Origin of the sequence: Micromonospora sp. WMMD730 (assembly GCF_049178955.1) — a bacterium.
In the GTDB taxonomy this organism is placed as follows: domain Bacteria; phylum Actinomycetota; class Actinomycetes; order Mycobacteriales; family Micromonosporaceae; genus Micromonospora; species Micromonospora wenchangensis.
The window spans coordinates 2,736,171-2,756,272 of record NZ_JBMHML010000002.1 but is presented as its reverse complement, the minus strand read 5'-3'; the positions used below and the strand labels follow the sequence as shown (position 1 = coordinate 2,756,272).

The following is a 20,102-nucleotide window of genomic DNA, read 5'->3' as shown; positions in this document are numbered from 1 at the left end:
TTTCGATCAGGCCCGGACCGTGACGATCCGCGACAGCAGGGTTAGGCTAACCTAACCTAAGTCACTGTCCAACCTGCATGCGCCGCTCTTTCGCCCCCTGGAGCCGACACTGTCCGCCACCCTATCCTCACCCACCGCTGCACCGGGCGTGGCGTCGACCCGTCGGCGCGTCGGCGTCCGGGCCGTCGGGCTCGGCACCGGCCTGCTGCTCCTCGTCGCCGTGACGGTGCTCAGCATCGCCGTCGGCGCGAAGCAGCTCACCCTCGTCGAGGTGTGGCACGGCCTGGTCTCCCCCGGCTCCCCCGAACACGCGGTCGTGCAGCAGATGCGGCTGCCCCGGACCCTGCTCGGGCTGCTCGCCGGCGCGGCCCTCGGCGTGGCCGGCGCCCTGATGCAGGCGCTCACCCGCAACCCGCTCGCCGACCCCGGCCTGCTCGGCATCAACGCCGGCGCGTCCGCCGCCGTGGCCACCGCCACCGCCCTACTCGGCGTCGTCACGGTCCGGGGCTGGATCTGGTTCGCCCTGCTCGGAGCGGTGATCGTCACGGTGGCGGTGCACGCCGTCGGCGGCGGCCGACAGGCCACCCCGGAACGGCTCGCGTTGGCCGGGGCCGCCCTCAACGCGGTGCTCTACTCGTTCGTCAGCGCGGTGATGCTGCTCGACGCGGCCTCGCTGGACCGGCTGCGGTTCTGGACGGTCGGTTCGCTGGCCACCGCCGACTTCACCACCGTCGCCACGGTGGCCCCGTTCATCCTGGCCGGCCTGCTGGTCGGGCTGGCCGGGGCCCGCCCGCTCAACGCCCTGGCCCTCGGCGACGACGCGGCCCGCGCGCTGGGCGCCAGCCCCGCCCTGATCCGGGCCGGCACGGTCACCGCGGTCACCCTGCTCTGCGGCGCGGCCACCGCCGCCTGCGGCCCGATCGTCTTCGTCGGTCTGCTCGTCCCCCACCTGGTACGCGCGCTGACCGGCCCGGACCTGCGCTGGCTGCTGCCGTACGCGGCGGTGCTCGCCCCGGTGCTGCTGCTCGGCGCCGACGTGCTCGGCCGGGTCCTCGGCCGACCCGGGGAACTCCAGGTCGGACTGGTCACCGCCGTACTCGGCGGCCCGCTGTTCCTGCGTCTGGTGGCCCGCCGGTGAGCCGCACCCGTCCCGCCGCCCCACCGCCCCGGCCGCTGGCACGGGCGGTCCGCATCGGCACCCGCTCGGTACGCTGGCGTGGCCGGAGCGTGACCGTCGGTCTGGTCGCCGCCGCCCTGACCGTCGTCCTCGGGGTGCTCGCCATCGGTGGCGGCGACTATCCGATGAGCACCGCCGACGTGCTGCGCACGCTGACCGGCGGCGGCAGCGTCGCCGAGAACTTCATCGTCGGCGAACTGCGGCTGCCCCGGCTGGTGACCGCGCTCGGCGTCGGCGCGGCCCTGGCCCTGTCCGGCGCGATCCTCCAGTCGCTGGTCCGCAACCCGCTGGGCAGCCCCGACGTGCTCGGCGTCACCCAGGGCGCGTCGACCGGCGCGCTGATCGTGGTGGTGGCCGGTGGCGGCACCCTGCTGCTGTCCGGCGCGGCCCTGCTCGGCGGGCTCGCCACCGGCCTGCTGCTGTGGACGGTGGCCGGCCGGCACGGCGTGCACGGCTACCGGCTGGTGCTGGTCGGCATCGGCACCACGGCGATCCTCACCGGCGTCAACGGCTGGCTGCTCACCCGGGCCCCGCTGATGGACGCGGCGCGCGCCGTGCTCTGGCTCACCGGCAGCCTCGACGGGCGGGGCTGGACGCAGGCCGTCCCGCTGCTCGGCCTGCTGGCGCTGCTGACGCCGGTGGTGGCCGGCACCGCCCGCGCGCTGTCCCTGATCGAGCTGGGCGACGACACCGCCACCGCGCTCGGCGTGCCGGTGTCGCTGGTGCGGCAACTGCTGCTCGGCGCGGCGGTGCTGCTCGCCGCCGGGGCGGCGGCCGCCGCCGGACCGGTGTCCTTCGTGGCCCTGGTCGCGCCGCACCTGGCCCGCCGGCTCACCCGGGTACCCGGGCCGAACCTGGCCGCCGCCACCGGCACCGGTGCGGTGCTGCTGCTCGCCGCCGACCTGGCCGCCCAGCGGACCATCGAGGGCCACCAACTTCCCGTCGGGGTGGTCACCGGATTGATCGGCGGGGCCTACCTGGTATGGCTGCTCGCCACGCGCCGTCGCGCGGCACGGATCTGAGGAGGACGCGGTGACGAGTCGACTCGGCGGGGTCGGGATGACCCTGGCCTACGAACGGCGGGTGGTGGCCCGGGACCTGACGGTGGCCGTGCCCGACCGGTCGTTCACGGTGGTGATCGGCCCCAACGCCTGCGGCAAGTCCACCCTGCTGCGGGCCCTGGCGCGGACGCTGCGGCCGACCGCCGGCACCGTGCTGCTCGACGGCCGGGACATCCACACGATGCGGTCCCGGGAGGTGGCCCGCACCCTCGGCCTACTGCCGCAGTCGTCGGTCGCGCCGGAGGGCATCACCGTGGCCGACCTGGTCGCCCGGGGCCGCTACCCGCACCAGGGACTGCTGCGGCAGTGGTCGGCCGAGGACGAGCGGGTGGTGGCCGAGTCGATGGCCGCCACCGGCGTCACCGAGCTGGCCGCGCGACCCGTCGACGAACTCTCCGGCGGGCAGCGGCAGCGGGTCTGGATCGCGATGGCGCTGGCCCAGCAGACCTCCCTGCTGCTGCTCGACGAACCCACCACCTACCTGGACGTCGCGCACCAGATCGAGGTGCTCGACCTGTGCGCCCGGTTGCACGAGGAGCAGGGCCGGACCCTGGTCGCGGTGCTGCACGACCTGCACCACGCCGCCCGCTGGGCCACCCACCTGATCGCCATGCGCGACGGTCGGGTGGTGGCCCAGGGCGACCCGCGTGAGGTGGTCACCGCCGCCCTCGTCGAGGAGGTGTTCGGGCTGCCCTGCCGGATCGTCGAGGACCCGGAGACGGGCACCCCGCTGGTCGTGCCCCGGGCCCGGCGCGGGCGTCAGTCCGGGCCGGTCAGCGCCGGGTAGTCGGCGGCGGTCAGCGGTCCGGTCGACAGCGAGCCGTCGGCGCGGGGCACCTCCAACGGCCGGCCGCGCAGCAGGAACGACACCCCGGCGACGTCGGGACGGCTGTCCAGGGTGCAGACGATCTGCCCGTAGGCCAGCACCTCGTCGCTGCGACCGGACTCCTCCCCCGGCGGCTCCACCTCCACCTGGGCCCGCCCGTCGACCAGCCGGGCGCCGAGCACGTGCACCGCCCCGGGCAGGGCGGTGCTCAGGCCGACCGCCCGTTCGGCCCGGGTGGGGCCGGCGAGCAGGCGACGCAGGTGCCCGTCCACCCCGTCGGCCGCGTCGACCTGCCGGACCGTACGCACCAGTTGACCGCTGCGGACCAGGCAGAACGCCTGCTCCACCCGGCCCGGGGCGCTGCTCGCGGCCGGGGCCGCGGGCGGGCCGAACGGCGGTTGCACCGCCCGGGGCTGCTGGTCGGCCGGCACCCCGCAGCCGGCGAGCAGCAGCACCGCCACCAGCGTCGACGCCATCCGGCGGGTCACGGCCGGCTCCCCGGCAGCTCCACCCGGAAGCGGGCGCCGCCGCCGGGCCGGTCGGACACGCTGGCCCGTCCACCGTGGGCGGCGGCGTGCTGGGCGACCAGCGCCAGGCCCAGGCCGGTCCCGTCGCCGCCGGCCCGGTCGTGCGCGGCCCGGCCCCGGACGAACCGGTCGAAGACCACCTCCCGGTCGGCCACCGGCACCCCCGGGCCGGCGTCGTCGACCTCGACCACCCCCGTGCCGTCGGAGAGCCACAGCCGCACCGCGACCGGGCCGCCGCCGTAGCGGACCGCGTTGTCCAGCAGGTTGACCAGCAACTGCTCCACCCGCCGGGGGTCGACCGACCAGCGTCCCGGCGCGGGCGGGCCGGCCTCCACCAGGGAACCGGGCAGGCCCCGACCCCGGCACACGTCCCGGGCCAGCGCCACCACGTCGACCTCCTCACGCTGCGCCGGCCGGTCGCTGCGGGCCAGCTCGATCAGGTCGTTGACCAACTGCTGGAACCGGGTGATCTCCTCGCTGACCAGGCCGGCGGCGGTGGCCGTCCGGTCGTCCAACCGGTCCCGCCGCCGGGACAGCACACTCGCCGCCGCCGACAGCGTCTGCAACGGCGAGCGCAGCTCGTGGGCGACGTCGGCGGCGAACCGCCGGTCCCGCTCGATGCGGACCGCCACCTGGTCGGCCATCCGGTTGAACGAGGTGGAGAGCCGGGCCAGGTCAGGGTCGGTGCCGGGGGCGAGCCGGGCCGTCACGTCGCCCGCGGCGATCTTCTCGGCGGCGTCGGCCACCGCCGTCAACGGCCGCAGCCCGTGCCGGGTGGCATACCAGCCGAGCGCCGCGCCGGAGCCGGCCACGGTGACCGCCACCACGGTCAACGCCAACGCCAGCACCTGGAAGGTCTGCTCCAGCTCCCGCAGCGAGGTGATCTCGTAGTAGCCGGTCGAGTCGGCCAGCGGCACCCCGACCAGCAGCGCCGGCTGCCCGTCGACCCGGACCCGCTGCACCGCCGGTTCACCGTCGGCGACCATCGCCATCAGCCCGGCCGGCACCGCGCCGGACGGGCCCTCGTCGGCGGTGCGGGCGTACCAGCGGCCGTCGCGGTGCACCAGGGCCCGGCGGCTGCCCCCGGTGTCCAGGGTGCGCAGCACCTCGTAGATGTCCGGGGTGTCGGTGTCCAGGCCGGCCCGGACCACCGCCGCGTCGAAGTACGCGGCCCGCAGCGCCGTACGCTCCCGCTCGTCGAGCAGCGACCGGCGCACCAGCTCGTACGAGATCAGCGCCATCAGCGCCGACAGCAGCAGCGCCCCGATCGCGAACGCGGCGGTGACCCGGGCCCGCAGGCCGAGCCGCCTCATCGTTGCAGCTTGTAGCCGAGGCCCCGCAGGGTGACCAGGTGCCGGGGGTTCGCCGGATCGGCCTCGATCTTCTGCCGCAGCCGGCCCACGTGCACGTCGACCAGCCGCTCGTCGCCCGTCTCGTAGCCCCACACCCGGCTGAGCAGCTGCTGGCGGGACAGCACCCGGCCGGCGTGCTCGGCCAGCTCGCAGAGCAACCGGAACTCGGTGCGGGTCACCGGCACCGGTCGCCCCGACCGGCGCACCTCACCGGCCTCCGGGCTGATCTCCAACGCGCCGAAGACCAGCACCGGCACCGTCACCGACGGTGCGACGGCGGTCCGGCCCCGGCGGCGCAGCGCCCGCAACCGGGCCGAGAGTTCCTTGATGGCGACCGGCTTGACCAGGTAGTCGTCCGCGCCCGCCTCCAACGCGGCGACGATGTCGTGGGTGTCGTCGCGGGCGCTGACCACCACGATCGGCACGTCGTCGTCACGGCGCAACTGCCTGATGCACTCGAAACCGTCCAGACCGGGCAGCATCAGGTCGACCAGGACGTAGTCGGCGGCCTCCTGCCGCTGCGCCCGCAACCCCTCCTCCGCCGTGGCCGCCCCGCGCGCCAGGTAGCCCTCGTCCTCCAGGGCCAGCAGCAGCGCCAGACGGATCCGGTCGTCGTCCTCGATCACCAGTACGCCCGCCATCGGGAAATCGTGCCCGGTACGCGCCGACGATGACGAACCGGGCACGGCGAACGCGGGATTTGTCACGCAACTGACATACGTCCGCGCAACGGTCGCCAACCTCACCCCGGAGGCTGGGGCCGGACAGTGAGCGTGGAAGGAGGCCGAGTCGTGGGAGCGTCCCGCCCGGAGTGCACCGTACCGCTGGTGGAGGTGTGCGTCACCGACGACCTGGACCTGGCCGCGCTGGCCCGGTCCCGGCAGGTCTTCGACCGGCTCGTCGCGCTGCGCCCGGCCCACGTGGTGGTGGACCTGTCCGAATGCCGGCATCTCGACGCCGCCGCGATCGGGCTGCTGCTCGACGTGCACCGCGAACTGGCCCGCCACGGCGGCGTGCTGACCCTGCGGGACCCGAGCGCCCGGGCGTTGCGCGTGCTGAGCGCCGCCCGGGTGTCCCGGGTGCTGCCGATGGTCACCACCCCACGGGCCCTGCGGGTGGACGGCGGGCAGGTCCCGTCCGCCGCCCACCGGCAGCCCGCCCGGGAGCTGGTCCGGGAGCACAGCCGGTGAGCGTGCCCGGGATCGTCGCCGCCGTCGTCGTCGGGCTCGTCATCGGCGCTCTGGGACGCCTCGTCGTCGCAGGCCGTACGCAGGTCCCGCTCTGGCTCACCCTCGCCGTCGGCCTGGTCGCCGCGCTGCTCGGCACCATCGTCAGCCGGCTGGTGGGCATCGACAGCGACGGTTTCACGCTACGGCAACTGATCGTGCAGGTCGGCCTGGCCGGGGTCGCCGTGGCGCTGGTCGTCGGCACCGCCGGCGGCCGGACCGAGCCCTGACCCACCGGAACCGGTCGTGGTCCGGCGCGCGGGGTCTCCGGTCGACCACCGCGCGCCGGGCCACGACCACCGGACCGCCACGGCCGTCCTCGAGGAGGAGATCCGATGACCGTCGTACCGGACGAACCGCTGATGACGCTGATCTGTGACAGCTGCGGTGCGGTGGCGAGTGGCCCGGCCTGCGTCCTGCCCGACGCCGAGGTGGTCTGGACGTTCGTCGCCGAGCAGGGGTGGACCGGTTCGCCGTTCGCCACCGGGCCGCACCGCTGCCCCCGCTGCGAACTGGCCCCCGAACCGGCCCCGGCACCCACCCGCGCCCCGCGCCACGCCGACCCGCTCGGCGTGCTGGGCGTCGAGCACCTCGACGAGGTCGCGGTCGTCACCGCCGCCGGTGACCTGGACCTCGCCACCGGCGACGTCCTGCACGGCGCGCTGGCGGAGGCCGTCGGGGCCGACCGGCACGTGGTGGTGGACCTGGCCCGGGTGCACCTGATCGACTCCACCGCGCTCGGGGAGCTGGTCCGAGCCCGGCAGGACGCCCGGCAGCGTGACCGGCAACTCAGCCTCGCCGGGCCGTCCCGGTTCGTCCGCACCGTGCTGCACACCATGCGACTGGACCGGGTGTTCCCGGTCTTCGACACCCGCCGGGCGGCGGTGGACTGGTCCCGGTCCCCCGCGACCGCACCGCCCCGGGAGAGGAGCACGGCATGGTGATGCCGTGGCCGCTGCCCGACGACAGCTGGTTCCGTCCCGAGCCCGACCCGCCCGGCCCGCCCGGGGAGGACGTCCGGCTGGCCGCCGAGGTGGCGTACCGGATCGTCGGCGGGGTCGGCCTGCGGGCCCGGCGCATCACCGTCACCGTGCAGAACCGGGTGGCGATCCTCGGCGGGATCGCCCCCGACGTCGACGCCCGGCAGCTCGCCGGCCAGGTCGCCTGGCAGGTGCCCGGCGTGGTCGACGTGTGCAACGCGGTGCGGTTGGCCGCGAAACGCTGACCGTCCGGCGTCACCGGACGGTCAGCGCGGGACCTCAGCGCGGCGCGGCGACGTGGGCGGGCGGCTGCGGGCCGAACGCGGCGAGGAACCGGTCGCGGAACGTGTCCATCGGCCACACCGGGGCGTCCGGCCCGGGACGCAGCCCCTCCTGCCAGCCCCAGCCGGACACCCGGGCCAGCACCGCCGGATCCCGGGCGAGCACGGTGATCGGCACGTCCCGGCTCGCGTTCGGGCCGGTGACCAGCGGAGACGGCTGGTGGTCACCGAGGAAGACCAGCACCGTGTCGTCGTCGCCGTACGTCTCGACGTAGGAGATCAGGCTGTTCAGCGAGTACTCGATGGCCCGCCGGTAGCCGGTGCGCACCTCGGTGGTGCTGCGCCCCACCACGTCCTTCGGGTTGAACGCCACCGACGTCGGCCGGCGGTAGATCGAGCCGTCCCCGACGTGCTCCCAGTCGAGCATCCGGGGGATCGCCCCCCACGGGGAGTGGCTGGAGATCAGCGGGATCTGCGCCATGATCGGGGCGTGGCCGGGGGTCCGCTCCCGGCGCTGGAAGGTCGCCAGGGTGTACTGGTCGGGCATCGGGGCGTAGCTGAACTGCGGGCCCCGGTAGTCCAGCCCTGCCGCGTCGTGGTAGCGGTCGTAGCCGAAGAACGCCCCCTCCGGCCAGGGTGAGGTGGCCGCCGGCATCACCCCGACGGTCTGCCAACCGGCCCGCTGGAACGCCTTGTTGAGGGTCAGCCGGTCGCTGGCCAGCAGGCTGTCGTGCCGCTGCTGGTTGTCGATCCACAGCCCGGACAGCAGCGTGTCGTGGGCCAGCCAGCTTCCCCCGCCGAAGGTGGGCGAGGTGAGGAATCCGCTACGGGCGGTGAACCCGGCTTTGGCCAGCCGTTTCGTTCCCCCGTCGAGCACCGGCCCGACCCCATCGGCGAACTCCGGGTCCTCGACGGCGTCCCGGCCGTAGCTCTCCACGAAGGCCAGCACCACGTCCTTGCCGCGCAGCGCGGTGAGCAGCTGGTCGCCCGGGGTGTCCCGGTAGGCGTCCCGGGCCACCTGGTCGGCGAACTCCCGCCGGTCCCGCAGGCCCGCACCGGCCTGACCGACGTGCTGCCCGACCAGGATCGCGGTGCCGGAGTCGGCGACCGGCACCCCGAGCGTCGCGGCGGCCACCCAGACGGCGGTCAGGCCGGCCACCACCCGGACGGCGGTGCGACGGTGCCCGGTCGTCAGCCGGGTCAGCCGCAGCACCGACCGGGTGGTGAGCACCAGCAGGGCCGCCACCAGGGCGACCAGGGCGACGACGGCGGCGACCGCACCGCCGGTGCCCACCGAGTCGGTGACGAAGGCGTAGCCGTCGTCCAGCAGCACCCAGTCGAGGACCAGGTCGAACGGGCGGGCGAAGCTGGCCGACATGCCCAGGTCGAGCACCTTGACGACGGCCACCAGCCCCAGCGCCACCCCGACCGCCACCGCGACCGGTCGCCGGGCCCGGCCGGGCAGCGCCAGCAGCAGGGCGGCGGCGACCAGCGCCTCGACCGGCACCCGCAGGAACGCCATCGGGGTGAGCTGGTCGAACCGGCCCGGCGCGGTCAGCACCGCCACGACCAGCAGCCCGGCCAGCACGGTGGTCACCCGCCCGGCGACCGTACGCCACCGCCCCCGGCCCGCCCCGTCCGGCGGCGTCGGACCGGCGGCGACGTCCGGCCCGTCGACCCCGTCGGCGGGACCGGCGGACGCGTCGACTCCGGCGGACGCGTCGACCCCGGACGGCCCGGCGTCCCCGGTGGGCTCGGCTGCCGTGCTCGGGCGACGCAGGCGTGACAACAACGACACTCCGGATGGTCCTTCCTGGGGAGGGCCCCGGCGCACGGCCGGGTCGGCGGGCCGGCTCAGACCGGCTGGTGGGCGACGAACGACCGGTCGGTGACGGCGTCGACCCGGGGCCGCACCGATGGTACGGACGGCAGCGCCACGACCGACGGCACCAGCGCGACCGGGACCGGCGTGGCGGACGTCGGGGCGACCGCCGGGGTGGGCCGGGTCGACCGGTGCCACCACAGCCAGCCGACGTCGTGGCCGAACGACTCGACAAGCAGCGCCAACGACACCGCGGCCAGCACGGCGGTCACCGGCCGGGCCAGCACGTCGGCGGCGACGACGAGCAGCAGCACCCCCTGGGTGGCGGCGACCACCTTGCGCCAGAAGCGCGGCGGCAGGGTCCCCCGCATCCAGGGCAGCAGCCAGCCGGCGACGACGAAGGCGTACCGCAGGCCACCGATGGCGAGCACCCACGGCCCCACCACCGGCGCCACCTGGACGCTGAGCACCAGGATGAGGAACGCGTCGACCTCCATGTCGAAGCGTGCGCCGAGCGCGCTGGCCGTACCGGTGCGTCGGGCCACCCAGCCGTCCACCGCGTCCAGGGCCAGCGCCACCGCCGTCATCGGCACCAGCACCGAAAGCGGGGTCGGGCCGGAGAATCCGGTGACGACCAGGGCGGTCACCCCGCCGACCAGCACCCCCCGGGCGAGCGTCACCCGGTCGGCCGGCCCGAGCCGGTCGACGCCCCGACGGCGTAGGCCACGCTGCAACGCGACGCAGGTGACCACGCCGTACCCGAGACCGGCCAGCCAGCCGGCGACGTCGAGCCCGACGGTCGCGGCCAGCCCGGCCAGCAGGACGGTCTGTGCGGTCAGGCCGAGCACCGGACCGGTTCGAACCCTGGACACCCTGCCTCCGTGTTTATGATCGACGACCTCGGCAGTGGGTACGCAGGACGCGGCCGTTTCGTTCGGTTCCGCCGGCAGAAGAGGAGAAAACCCGCGTGATCCACGATGCCCGGGCCTTCTGGCTCCGCTCCCCCGGCGTCGGTGAGCTGCGGCCGGTGACCCTGCCCACGCCCGGCCCCGACGAGGTGCTGGTCCGCAGCCGCTACTCCGGGGTGAGCCGCGGCACCGAGACGCTGGTGTTCACCGGCAGTGTGCCACCGGGCCAGTACACGGCGATGCGCGCCCCGTTCCAGGAGGGCGACTTCCCCGCCCCGGTCAAGTACGGCTACCTCAGCGTGGGGGTGGTCGAGGCCGGGCCGGCGGCGCTGCGCGGACGGACGGTGTTCTGCCTGCACCCGCACCAGAGCGCGTACGTGGTGCCGGCCTCGGCGGTGACCCCGGTGCCGGACGACGTGCCGGCGGCCCGCGCGGTGCTCGCCGGCACGGTGGAGACGGCGGTCAACGCGCTGTGGGACGCCGCGCCGCTGGTCGGTGACCGGGTCAGCGTGGTCGGCGGCGGGATGGTGGGGTGCAGCGTGGCGGCCCTGCTGGCCCGCTTCCCCGGGGTACGGGTGGAGCTGGTCGACGCCGATCCGGCGCGGGCGGCGGTCGCCGCGGCGCTGGGCGTCGACTTCGCCCTGCCTGCGGCGGCGACCGGGGGCCGGGACCTGGTGGTGCACGCCAGCGCCACCGCCGCCGGGTTGCAGCGCAGCCTGGACCTGCTCGCCCCGGAGGGCACCGTCGTCGAGTTGAGCTGGTACGGCGACCGGCCGGTCGAGCTGTCGCTGGGCGGGGCGTTCCACGCCGGCCGGTTGACGATCCGCAGCAGCCAGGTGGGCACGGTCTCCCCGGCGCGGGCGTCCCGGCGGGACTTCGCCGACCGGCTGACGCTCGCCCTGGAGCTGCTCGCCGACCCGGTGTTCGACGCGCTGCTGACCGGGCGGTCCCGCTTCGCGGAGCTGCCCGCCGTGCTCGCCCGGCTGGCCTCGGGGGACCTGCCCGCGCTGTGCCATCTGATCAGCTACGACGAGGAGACACCGTGTTCAGCGTGACCGTACGGGACCACATCATGATCGCCCACAGCTTCCGGGGGGAGGTGTTCGGGCCGGCGCAGAAGCTGCACGGGGCGACCTTCGTCGTCGACGCCACCTTCCGCCGCACCGAACTCGACGACGACGGCATCGTGGTGGACATCGGCCGGGCGACCGACGAGCTGAAGGCGGTGCTGGCCGACCTGACGTACCGCAACCTCGACGACGAGCCGGCGTTCGCCGGGCAGAACACCACCACCGAGGTGCTGTGCCGGACCATCGCCGACCGGCTCGCCGACCGGGTGCACGCCGGTGGGTTGGGCGCGGGCGCCCGGGAACTGGCCGGGATCACGGTCACCCTGCACGAGTCACACATCGCCTGGGCCAGCTACGAGCGGTCGTTGTAGCCCGTGCGGGCGGTGCACGTCGTCCTGCCCGGCGACATCGACGACCCGGCCACCCCCAGCGGCGGCAACGCGTACGACAGGCGGGTCTGCGCCGGGCTCGGGGCGGCCGGCTGGACGGTGCACGAGCACGGCGTACCCGGAAAGTGGCCGCACCCCGACGAGGCGGCGCGGGCGCGGCTGGCCGGGGTGCTGGCGGCCCTGCCGGACGGGGTGCCGGTGCTCTACGACGGGCTGGTCGCCTCGACCGTGCCGGAGCTGCTGGCGGCGCAGGCCGGCCGGCTGCGCCAGGTGGTGCTGGTGCACATGCCGCTCGGCGACGACGCCGAGGCGCGTGCCCTGCCGCTGGCCGACGCGCTCGTCACCACCAGCGGCTGGACCCGGGAGCTGCTGCTGGCCCGGCACCGGATCGACCCGGCCCGGGTGACGGTGGGCACCCCGGGGGTCGACCCGGCCGACGTCGCCCCCGGCACGGCCGCCGGCACCGCGCTGCTGTGCGTCGCGGCGGTCACCCCGGTCAAGGGGCACGACGTGCTGGTCGACGCGTTGACCGGGCTGGTCGACAGGCCATGGACGCTGGACTGCGTGGGCGCGCTGGACCGTGACCCGGCCTTCGTGGCCGGGCTGCGGCAGCGGGCGGACCGGGACGGGCTGGCCGGGCGGGTGCGCTGGCACGGACCGGTCACCGGGCCGGCGCTGGACGCGGCGTACGCGGGGGCGGATCTGCTGGTCCTGCCGTCGCGGGCCGAGACCTACGGGATGGTGGTGGTCGAGGCCCTGGCCCGGGGGATCCCGGTGCTGGGCAGCACGGTCGGCGGGGTGCCGCAGGCGCTGGGCCGGGCCGGCGACGGTGCCGCGCCCGGGGTGCTGGTGCCGCCGGACGACCCGGTGGCGCTGGCCGGGGCGTTGCGCCGCTGGCTGCACTCGGCCGACCTGCGGGACCGGCTGCGCCGCGCGGCCCGGGGCCGGCGGGCCGACCTGCCCGGCTGGCCGGCCACCGTGACGATCATCTCCCAGGTGCTGGACGGAGTGAGGACATGACCGCGTACGCCACCGAACCGTTCGCCGACTGGCTGCGGCTGCGGGAACCCGCCGACGCCGACGCCCGCAGCGGGGAGCTGGTCGACCTGCTCCGAGCCCGGCTCACCGGCACCGGACCGGCCGCCGGTGCCGGTGCGCCGGGCCTGTCGCCGGCCGGTGAGGGCGGGCCCGGGATGCTGGTGGCCGGCGTCGGATCGGTCACGTCGCTGCGCGGGGACCGGCCGTGGGTGGTGCACGACCTGGGCAGCGGCACCGGGTCGATGCTGCGCTGGCTGGCCCCGCTGCTGCCCGGCCCGCAGCGCTGGGTGCTGCACGACCGGGACCCGGGGCTGCTCGACCGGGCCGGCGCGGCGGTGCCGGTGGCCGGCGACGGCACCCCGGTCGAGGTGACCACCCGGCAGGGCGACATCACCCGGCTGACCCCCGCCGACCTGGCCGACGCGGACCTGGTCACCGCGTCGGCGCTGCTGGACATGCTCACCGCCGACGAGATCGCCCGGATCGTGGCCGCCTGCGCGGGCGTCGGCTGCCCCAGCCTGTTCGTGCTCTCGGTGGTCGGTCGGGTCCGGTTCGACCCCGCCGACCCGCTGGACGCCGAGGTCGCCGCCGCCTTCGACGCCCACCAGCGGCGTACGGTCGACGGCCGGGTGCTGCTCGGCCCGGACGCCGCCGGGGTGACCGTCGCCGAGTTCGCCCGGCACGGGATGCCGGTGACCGTGCGGGAGACCCCGTGGCGGCTCGGGCCGCAGCGGGCGGAACTGATCGTGGAGTGGTTCGACGGCTGGCTGGAGGCGGCCGTCGCCCAGCGCCCCGACCTGGCCGACCGGACGGCCGGGTACGCCCGGTGGCGGCGGGCCGAGGCGGCGGCCGGTCGGCTCACCGTCACCGTCGGCCACGACGACCTGCTCGCCGGGGTGGAATGAACCGGTTCGCCGGCCGGTACGTGAGAAGGGACAGGATCTCCGGAGGAGGAACCGCGTGTCATCCGACGCCACCGGCACGTCACCCGCCCGCGCCCGTACCGCCTGGGCCTGGCTGAGCAACCTGGGCGGGGTGGCCCTGGTCGGCGCGCTGCTGTGGTGGCTGGGCACCGGTCCGGCCCTGGCCGGGCTGCGCCGGATCGACGCCCCGGCGGTGCTGGGCGCGCTGGCCCTGGGCGCGCTGGCCACGGTCGGCTGCGCGTGGCGGTGGCGGCTGGTCGCCGAGGCGCTCGGCATCCGGCTGCCGCTGGGCACGGCGGTGGCCGACTGCTACCGGGCGGTGTTCCTCAACGCGACGCTGCCCGGCGGGGTGCTCGGCGACGTGCACCGGGCGGTGCGGCACGGCCGGGAGGCCGGTGACCTGGGCCGGGCCGTGCGCGCGGTGGTCTGGGAGCGGACCGCCGGGCAGCTCGTCCAGGTGGTGCTGGCGGCGGCGCTGCTGCTGGCGCTGCCGTCGCCGGTGCGGCCGTACCTGCCGACGGTGACGGCGGTGGCGGTGGCGGTGGGCCTGGTGCTGGTGGTGCTGGTGCGGGTGCTGCCCCGGTCGGGGCCGTCGCGGCGGGCCCGCGCGCTGCGCGCCGCCGTCGCCGACGTGCGGGCCGGTCTGCTGGGCCGGCGGACCGGGCCGGGGGTGCTGCTGGCCTCGACGGTGGTGGTCGGCTGCCACCTGGCGACGTTCGTGCTCGCGGCCCGGGTGGCCGGGGTCACCGCGCCGCTGGCGGTGCTGGTGCCGCTGACGCTGCTGGCATTGTTGGCGATGGGCCTGCCCGCCAACATGGCGGGTTTCGGCCCGCGCGAGGGCGTCGCCGCCTGGGCGTTCGGGGCGGCCGGCCTGGGTGCCGCCGAGGGGGTGGCGACCGCCCTGGTGTACGGAGCACTGGTGCTGGTGGCGGCCCTGCCGGGTGCCGCCGTGCTGGTGCTGCGGGGTCACCCGTCCGCGCTGCGCGGACGACCGGGTGACCGTACGGTGGGAAGCCAGGGTGGTTCCTCACCGGTACCCGCTGCCGGGTTGGCCGGCAGCGCCTGACAGAGGAGACACATGTACGACGCACTGCCGGCCGCGACGGTCCGGACACAGGTCACGGTCCCGCTGCGGTTCCCCGACGGGTACGCCACCACGGCTCGGGTCTTCTCCTTTGAGGGGCTGGTGGACGGGCGGGAGCACCTGGCGTTCGGGCTGGGCGACTGGGCGGGCGCGCTGCGCCGGCACGCGGCGGGCGGGGCGGCGCCGCTGGTCCGCCCGCACAGCGAGTGCCTCACCGGGGACGTCTTCGGCAGCCAGCGCTGCGACTGCGGCCCGCAGCTGCGCGAGGCGGTGCAGCGGATCTCCGACGCCGGTGGTTTCCTGCTCTACCTGCGGCAGGAGGGGCGCGGCATCGGCCTCTACCCGAAGCTGGACGCGTACGCCCTGCAGGACGCCGGGTTGGACACCTACGAGGCGAACGTGGCGCTCGGGCACGACGAGGACGAACGGGACTACCGGGCCGCCGCGCAGATGCTGGCGGTGCTCGGGGTGCCGGAGCTGGTGCTGCTGAGCAGCAACCCGGACAAGGCCGAGCAGTTGACCCGGCTGGGGGTGGCGGTCGCCGAGGTGGTGCCGACCGGGGTGTTCCTCTCCCCCGCCAACGCCGACTACCTGGCGGCGAAGGCCAGCCGGGCCGCCGCCCGGGCCGTCGACCTGCCGTCGTTGAACTGAGATGGGTGTCGTACCGGCCGGTGCGGCGGCCACCGCCGTACCGGCGACAACGGCCACCGCCGTACCGGCGTCGACCGGGCGGCCGTACGTGCTGCTCAGCTGCGCCACGTCGATCGACGGCTACATCGACGACGCCACCGGGGAGCGGCTGCTGCTGTCCAACGCCGAGGACATGGAGCGCATCGACGCCGTCCGGGCCGGGTGTGACGCGATCCTGGTCGGCGCGGGCACGATCCGGGCCGACGATCCGCGGCTGATGGTCCGCTCGGCGCGGCTGCGGGCCGCCCGCCAGGCCGCCGGGTTGCCGCCGTCGCCGGTGAAGGTGACGATGACCGCCCGGGGGCTGCTGGACCCGCAGGCCCGGTTCTTCACCGTGGGGGACGCCGAGAAGGTCGTCTACTGCGCCGGGCCGGCGGTGGACAAGACCACCGAGCTGCTGTCCGGGCTGGCCACCGTGGTCGACGCGGGTGACCCGTTGGACCCGGTCCGGGTGCTGGCCGACCTGGCCGGCCGGGGGGTGCAGCGGTTGATGGTGGAGGGCGGCGCGTCGGTGCACGCCCAGTTCCTCACCGCCGGCCTCGCCGACGAGCTGCACCTCGTGGTCGCCCCGTTCTTCGTCGGCGACCGGCGGGCCCCCCGGTTCGTCGGTGACGGCGCGTTCCCGTGGCATCCGGGCCGGCGGGCCCGGCTCGCCGAGGTACGCCAGATCGGCGACGTGGTGCTGATGCGGTACGCCCTGTCGGAGCGCTGCCCCGACGGGACGCCGGGATGAGCGACAATCGCCCGATGCGGTGCGCAGCGTGGCGGGAGATCCTGTCGGCCCAGCTCGACGGGGAGGAGACCGCCGAGGAGCGGGTGGCGGTGCAGGCGCACCTCGACGGCTGCGCGGACTGCCGCGCCTGGCACGGGGTCGCCGCGATGGTGACCCGACGGGCCCGGACCCGGGTGGTGACGGCGACGGCACCCGACCTGACCGAGTCGATCCTCGCGGCCGTGCCGCCACCGGCCCCCAGGCGCGTCGTGCGGTGGCCCGGTGGGCTGGTCACCGGCTTGCGGGTGGCGCTGGGCCTGCTCGGCGCGGTCCAGCTCGCCCTGGGGCTGGCCCAGGTGGGTCAGGGTGTCAACGCCGAGCACCTGCATCCGGCCGGGCAGCACCTGTGGCACGAGTCGGCGGCGTGGAACGTGGCGGTGGGTGCCGGCTTCCTCTTCGTCGCGCTGCGGCGTACCCCGCCGGCCGGGTTGCTGCCGATGCTCAGCGCCTTCGTCGCCACCCTGGTCCTGTTGTCGGTCAACGACCTGGTCACCGCGCAGGTGGCGGTGCCCCGGCTGGTCAGCCACGGGTTCCTGGTCGGCGGCTACCTGATCACGGTGCTGCTGTACCGGCTGGGTCCGCGTCCGGCCGGCCCGTCGCATCCCCGGCGTACCGGCCGGTCCCGGTGGCGGTTGCGGCTCGACGACCTCGACGAGCCCCGCCCGGTCACGGCGCAGCCGTACGGGGCGCAGGCCCGGGACCGCCGGGCGGCCTGAGGCGCGCGGACCGTAAGCACCTGGCAAGGTTTCCGGCGGGTCGCGGCGGGGGTGCACGGGGCTACGCTGGCCGGCACGAGGGGGAGGTGCCGGTGGCGCAGCGGGTGCTGGTGGTCGACGACGACCGGACGGTCAGCGACGTGGTGTGCCGCTATCTGGAGCACGCCGGATACCAGGTGGAGCACGTCGGGGACGGGGCCGCCGCGCTCGCCGCCGTGGCCGCCGCGCCGCCGCAGCTGGTGGTCCTGGACGTGATGCTGCCGGTGCTCGACGGGTTGGAGGTGTGCCGACGGCTGCGGCAGCGGCCGGACGGCGTACCCATCGTGATGTTGACCGCCCGGGGTGACGAGGCGGACCGGATCCTCGGCCTGCAGCTGGGCGCGGACGACTACCTGAGCAAGCCGTTCTCCCCCCGGGAGCTGGTGCTGCGGGTCCGTTCGGTGCTGCGCCGGGCCGGCGGTGAGCCGGTCACGGCGGCGGCGCAGGTGCTCGACGACGGCGGGTTGACCGTGTCGACCGGCCCCCGGGTGGCCCGGCTGCACGGGCGGGAGCTGGCCCTGACCCTGCGCGAGTTCGACCTGCTCGCCCACCTGATGCAGCATCCCACCCGGGCGCTGTCCCGGGCCGAACTGCTGGAACGGGTCTGGGGGTGGCGGTTCGGCGACCAGTCCACGGTGACCGTGCACGTACGCCGGCTGCGGGAGAAGATCGAGGACGATCCGGCCAACCCGCGCCGTATCGTCACGGTCTGGGGTGTCGGCTACCGGTACGAGCCGGTCGATGACTGACCTGGCACTGATCTTCGGGGCGGCGCTGGCCGCGTCGGGCGGGGTGGGTCTGCTCGGCGCGGGGGTGCTGCGACTGCTGCGCGGCCGGTCCATCACCGTGCACGTCACGGTGCTGCTGGCCATGACGGTGAGCGCGGTGGTGGCCGGGGTGGCGGTGATCGCCGAGGCGATGTTCCTCTCCCCGCACGACCTGGAGGTGGTGTTGATCACCGTCTCGGCGGCGGCGCTGGTCAGCCTCGCGGTCGGCTGGCTGTTCGCCCGCCGGCTCGCCTCGGCGGCGGTCTGGGCCGACCAGGCGCGGGCCCGGGAGCGGCGGATCGAGAAGGGCCGGCGGGACCTGGTCGCCTGGGTCTCGCACGACCTGCGGACCCCGCTGGCGGGGCTGCGGGCGATGGCGGAGGCGCTGGAGGACCGGGTGGTCGCCGACCCGGACACGGTCGACGAGTACCACCGCCGGATCCGGGTGGAGACCGACCGGATGACCCGGCTGGTCGACGACCTGTTCGAGCTGTCCCGGATCAACGCCGGGGCGCTGCGGCTGTCGCTGTCGGCGGTGCCGCTGGGCGACGTGGTCTCCGACGCGTTGGCCGGCGCCGCGCCGCTGGCCGCCGCCCGCCGTATCCGGCTGGTGTCCGCCGCCTCCGGGTGGCCCACGGTGACCGCGAGCGAACCCGAACTGAGCCGGGTGGTGGGCAACCTGCTGCTCAACGCGGTGCGGTACACGCCGGCCGACGGCACCGTACAGGTCAACGCCGGGCGCGACGGCGATGTCGCCTGGCTGGCCGTCGCCGACACCTGCGGCGGTATCCCGGAGGCGGACCTGCCCCGGCTGTTCGACGTGGCGTTCCGGGGCGAGCCGGCGCGTACCCCACACCCGGGCAACGGGTCGCCGGCCGGCTCCGGCGGGTTGGGGCTGGCCATCGTGCGCGGGCTGGTCGAGGCACACGGCGGTCGGGTGGACGTGCACAACATCGCCGAGGGCTGCCGGTTCGTCGTCCGGCTGCCGCTGGCCACCGGCTGACGGCGACGCGGGGTCGGGCCGGTTCGGTCGACGCCGCGGGGTCGGGCCGGGGTCGGGCCGGTTCAGTCGAGGCCGCGGATGAGGTGCGGCTCGGTGTCCGGCTCGGACCAGTCGCACTGCCCGCGCCGGTTCGCCCGTCCCCAGGCGTCCAGGGCGGAGGGCGGCCGGTCCGCGCCCGCCGGGCGGCTGGCGGTACGGGGGCGACCGGGCCCTGGCCGGGCCTCGTCGTCGGCATCGTCGGTCATCGTGTTCCCCATTCCGGGACGTCTCTCCTCGCGGCCCCGGCGACGGGCCGGGCGCGCGTTCCTCGCTGCCCAGGTCAACGGTCGAATCGACGGCCGGCGACGGGTGAACCACCGGGATCGCTTTTCCGACATCGGTCCCGAGCCGGGCGCATCGGGCCTTGGCCGCAATCATCACCGGCAAGACGAGGGGTACGCATCCGGAAAAGGGAGCTGTTAGCACCATTCGCATTGCATGCCGTTGACCATGCATTGAGGGTGCCCTAGCATTGAGGCCAGCTGATTCGAAATAACCGCAAAGCCCTTTTTCCGCCATCAGTCCCACCAGTTGCCGTCACCGCCCCGGGGGCACAGCGGAGCCGGCAGGAAGCTGCGTCGCCGCAGCCCAGCACCCACCATGACGCTCGCCGGGGGCACGATGGAAGACCACAGCAGCAGGGCGGTCCGGCGGGTCATCGCCGAAATGCACCAGAATCTGGGAAAGCAATTCAGCGTGGACGAAATGGCGCGAACCGCCCTGCTGAGCAAGTACCACTTCTGCCGGGTGTTCCACCGGGTGACTGGAGTGTCACCGGGGCGCTTTCTCTCGGCGATTCGATTCCAGCGCGCCAAGCACCTGTTGCTGGCCACCTCGTGGAGCGTCACGGACATCAGTCACCAGGTCGGCTACGCCAGCGTCGGCACGTTCAGCGCCCGGTTCAGCAGCAGCGTCGGTCTCTCCCCCTCCAGCTTCCGCCGGCTCGGCCGCGCCCCCGGGCGGGAGGACCCGAGCCGGCCGCCCGGCCCGGTCCGGTCCGGTCCGGCCGAGACCACCGGGCCGACGGTGCGCGGGCAGGTCCGGGCGCTGCCCGGCGAGGCGCCCGACTGGGTCTTCGTGGGGCTGTTCCCGGAACGTATCCAGCAGGGCAGACCGGTCAGCTCCACCGTGCTGCCCGGCCCCGGGCCGTACCTGCTGGGTCCGGTACCCCCGGGCACCTGGTTCGTGCTGGCCCACGCGACGCACCGTCGCCGGCCGGCCACCGGCGTGCGTCCACTGCTGGTCGGACACCATGGCCCGGTGACGGTCGGCGTCCCGGCCAGGTCGGCCCGAGCCGACCTCACCCTGCGCCCCATGCGCACCTTCGATCCACCGGTGGTGCACGCCGCCGACCTGCCGTCGCTGCCGCGTACCGGCTGACCGGCGGGTGCCGCCGGTCGTCACGGTCGGGC

General features: G+C 75.5%; 25 protein-coding genes. 18 read left to right on the top strand and 7 right to left on the bottom strand.

Annotated elements, in window-relative coordinates:
* The first annotated feature begins 64 nt into the window (after positions 1-64).
* From ACN265_RS11970 to ACN265_RS11960, 3 genes are read left to right on the top strand one after another with little or no spacing between them, the layout of a single operon-like run.
* On the top strand, positions 65-1,138 hold the full coding sequence (locus ACN265_RS11970; RefSeq protein WP_421411456.1) for a FecCD family ABC transporter permease: 1,074 nt from the start codon (positions 65-67) through the stop codon (positions 1,136-1,138).
* 35 nt (positions 1,139-1,173) lie between these two features.
* A complete protein-coding gene (locus tag ACN265_RS11965; protein WP_421411454.1) occupies positions 1,174-2,199 on the top strand; it encodes a FecCD family ABC transporter permease in 1,026 nt (341 codons plus the stop codon).
* 37 nt (positions 2,200-2,236) lie between these two features.
* The gene (locus tag ACN265_RS11960) at positions 2,237-3,025 is read left to right on the top strand and encodes an ABC transporter ATP-binding protein (RefSeq protein ID WP_420117209.1); all 789 of its coding nucleotides are present in this window, start codon (positions 2,237-2,239) and stop codon (positions 3,023-3,025) included.
* Here the strand turns inward: ACN265_RS11960 and ACN265_RS11955 are convergent.
* The 3 genes from ACN265_RS11955 to ACN265_RS11945 are packed head-to-tail and all read right to left on the bottom strand — an operon-like array spanning position 2,998 to position 5,584.
* Complete coding sequence (locus ACN265_RS11955) at positions 2,998-3,552, bottom strand: GerMN domain-containing protein (RefSeq protein ID WP_357929930.1); 555 nt, start codon at positions 3,550-3,552, stop codon at positions 2,998-3,000. The genes ACN265_RS11960 and ACN265_RS11955 overlap by 28 nt on opposite strands.
* The gene (locus tag ACN265_RS11950; RefSeq protein ID WP_421407432.1) at positions 3,549-4,904 is read right to left on the bottom strand and encodes a sensor histidine kinase; all 1,356 of its coding nucleotides are present in this window, start codon (positions 4,902-4,904) and stop codon (positions 3,549-3,551) included. Before ACN265_RS11950 ends, ACN265_RS11955 begins: the two co-directional genes overlap by 4 nt.
* Entirely contained in the window at positions 4,901-5,584 is a 684-nt protein-coding gene (locus ACN265_RS11945) for a response regulator transcription factor (RefSeq protein ID WP_420117205.1), read from the bottom strand. The genes ACN265_RS11950 and ACN265_RS11945 overlap by 4 nt, the downstream gene beginning before the upstream one ends.
* A 150-nt stretch (positions 5,585-5,734) precedes the next feature.
* On the opposite strand from ACN265_RS11945, the gene ACN265_RS11940 reads away from it, so the two are divergent.
* The 4 genes from ACN265_RS11940 (at position 5,735) to ACN265_RS11925 (ending at position 7,394) form a co-directional block, all read left to right on the top strand.
* A complete protein-coding gene (locus ACN265_RS11940; protein ID WP_363653462.1) occupies positions 5,735-6,133 on the top strand; it encodes an STAS domain-containing protein in 399 nt (132 codons plus the stop codon).
* The gene (locus ACN265_RS11935; RefSeq protein ID WP_204923022.1) at positions 6,130-6,399 is read left to right on the top strand and encodes a GlsB/YeaQ/YmgE family stress response membrane protein; all 270 of its coding nucleotides are present in this window, start codon (positions 6,130-6,132) and stop codon (positions 6,397-6,399) included. The genes ACN265_RS11940 and ACN265_RS11935 overlap by 4 nt, the downstream gene beginning before the upstream one ends.
* Positions 6,400-6,504: 105 nt before the next feature.
* A complete protein-coding gene (locus ACN265_RS11930; protein ID WP_204923023.1) occupies positions 6,505-7,113 on the top strand; it encodes an STAS domain-containing protein in 609 nt (202 codons plus the stop codon).
* Positions 7,107-7,394, top strand: a complete 288-nt coding sequence (locus tag ACN265_RS11925; protein WP_204923024.1) for a BON domain-containing protein — start codon at positions 7,107-7,109, stop codon at positions 7,392-7,394. Before ACN265_RS11930 ends, ACN265_RS11925 begins: the two co-directional genes overlap by 7 nt.
* A 34-nt stretch (positions 7,395-7,428) precedes the next feature.
* Here ACN265_RS11925 and ACN265_RS11920 read toward each other — a convergent pair whose 3' ends face one another.
* A complete protein-coding gene (locus ACN265_RS11920) occupies positions 7,429-9,228 on the bottom strand; it encodes a sulfatase-like hydrolase/transferase (protein ID WP_421407427.1) in 1,800 nt (599 codons plus the stop codon).
* 56 nt (positions 9,229-9,284) lie between these two features.
* Complete coding sequence (locus ACN265_RS11915; RefSeq protein WP_204923025.1) at positions 9,285-10,124, bottom strand: CDP-alcohol phosphatidyltransferase family protein; 840 nt, start codon at positions 10,122-10,124, stop codon at positions 9,285-9,287.
* A 95-nt stretch (positions 10,125-10,219) separates the two neighbouring features.
* Between ACN265_RS11915 and ACN265_RS11910 the strand changes: the two genes are divergently transcribed.
* The 10 genes from ACN265_RS11910 (at position 10,220) to ACN265_RS11865 (ending at position 18,651) form a co-directional block, all read left to right on the top strand.
* On the top strand, positions 10,220-11,215 hold the full coding sequence (locus ACN265_RS11910; RefSeq protein ID WP_421407425.1) for a zinc-dependent alcohol dehydrogenase: 996 nt from the start codon (positions 10,220-10,222) through the stop codon (positions 11,213-11,215).
* On the top strand, positions 11,203-11,601 hold the full coding sequence (locus tag ACN265_RS11905; protein ID WP_357929915.1) for a 6-pyruvoyl trahydropterin synthase family protein: 399 nt from the start codon (positions 11,203-11,205) through the stop codon (positions 11,599-11,601). Before ACN265_RS11910 ends, ACN265_RS11905 begins: the two co-directional genes overlap by 13 nt.
* A gap of 3 nt (positions 11,602-11,604) precedes the next feature.
* Positions 11,605-12,639 carry a glycosyltransferase family 4 protein gene (locus ACN265_RS11900; RefSeq protein WP_420116142.1) on the top strand — a complete coding sequence of 345 codons (1,035 nt, stop codon included), beginning with the start codon at positions 11,605-11,607 and terminating at the stop codon, positions 12,637-12,639.
* A complete protein-coding gene (locus ACN265_RS11895; RefSeq protein WP_421407423.1) occupies positions 12,636-13,562 on the top strand; it encodes a class I SAM-dependent methyltransferase in 927 nt (308 codons plus the stop codon). The genes ACN265_RS11900 and ACN265_RS11895 overlap by 4 nt, the downstream gene beginning before the upstream one ends.
* A 55-nt stretch (positions 13,563-13,617) precedes the next feature.
* Positions 13,618-14,646 carry a lysylphosphatidylglycerol synthase domain-containing protein gene (locus ACN265_RS11890; RefSeq protein WP_420117829.1) on the top strand — a complete coding sequence of 343 codons (1,029 nt, stop codon included), beginning with the start codon at positions 13,618-13,620 and terminating at the stop codon, positions 14,644-14,646.
* A gap of 12 nt (positions 14,647-14,658) precedes the next feature.
* Positions 14,659-15,315, top strand: coding sequence for a GTP cyclohydrolase II (locus ACN265_RS11885; RefSeq protein WP_204923030.1), 657 nt, complete (start codon positions 14,659-14,661; stop codon positions 15,313-15,315).
* 1 nt (position 15,316) lies between these two features.
* Positions 15,317-16,087 carry a RibD family protein gene (locus ACN265_RS11880; protein WP_421407420.1) on the top strand — a complete coding sequence of 257 codons (771 nt, stop codon included), beginning with the start codon at positions 15,317-15,319 and terminating at the stop codon, positions 16,085-16,087.
* Positions 16,088-16,101: 14 nt separating this feature from the next.
* On the top strand, positions 16,102-16,842 hold the full coding sequence (locus ACN265_RS11875) for a zf-HC2 domain-containing protein (RefSeq protein WP_204923564.1): 741 nt from the start codon (positions 16,102-16,104) through the stop codon (positions 16,840-16,842).
* 92 nt (positions 16,843-16,934) lie between these two features.
* Positions 16,935-17,630, top strand: coding sequence for a response regulator transcription factor (locus ACN265_RS11870; RefSeq protein ID WP_204923032.1), 696 nt, complete (start codon positions 16,935-16,937; stop codon positions 17,628-17,630).
* Entirely contained in the window at positions 17,623-18,651 is a 1,029-nt protein-coding gene (locus ACN265_RS11865; protein WP_204923033.1) for a sensor histidine kinase, read from the top strand. The genes ACN265_RS11870 and ACN265_RS11865 overlap by 8 nt, the downstream gene beginning before the upstream one ends.
* A 62-nt stretch (positions 18,652-18,713) precedes the next feature.
* Here the strand turns inward: ACN265_RS11865 and ACN265_RS11860 are convergent, their stop codons facing one another.
* Both ACN265_RS11860 and ACN265_RS11855 read right to left on the bottom strand, forming a co-directional pair.
* Entirely contained in the window at positions 18,714-18,896 is a 183-nt protein-coding gene (locus tag ACN265_RS11860) for a hypothetical protein (protein ID WP_204923034.1), read from the bottom strand.
* A 312-nt stretch (positions 18,897-19,208) separates the two neighbouring features.
* A complete protein-coding gene (locus tag ACN265_RS11855) occupies positions 19,209-19,349 on the bottom strand; it encodes a hypothetical protein (RefSeq protein ID WP_204923625.1) in 141 nt (46 codons plus the stop codon).
* Between ACN265_RS11855 and ACN265_RS11850 the strand changes: the two genes are divergently transcribed.
* Positions 19,291-20,070: a helix-turn-helix domain-containing protein gene (locus ACN265_RS11850; RefSeq protein ID WP_421407416.1), complete on the top strand. Its 780-nt coding sequence runs from the start codon at positions 19,291-19,293 to the stop codon at positions 20,068-20,070. The two genes, ACN265_RS11855 and ACN265_RS11850, sit on opposite strands and share 59 nt — an antisense overlap.
* Positions 20,071-20,102: the final 32 nt, after the last annotated feature.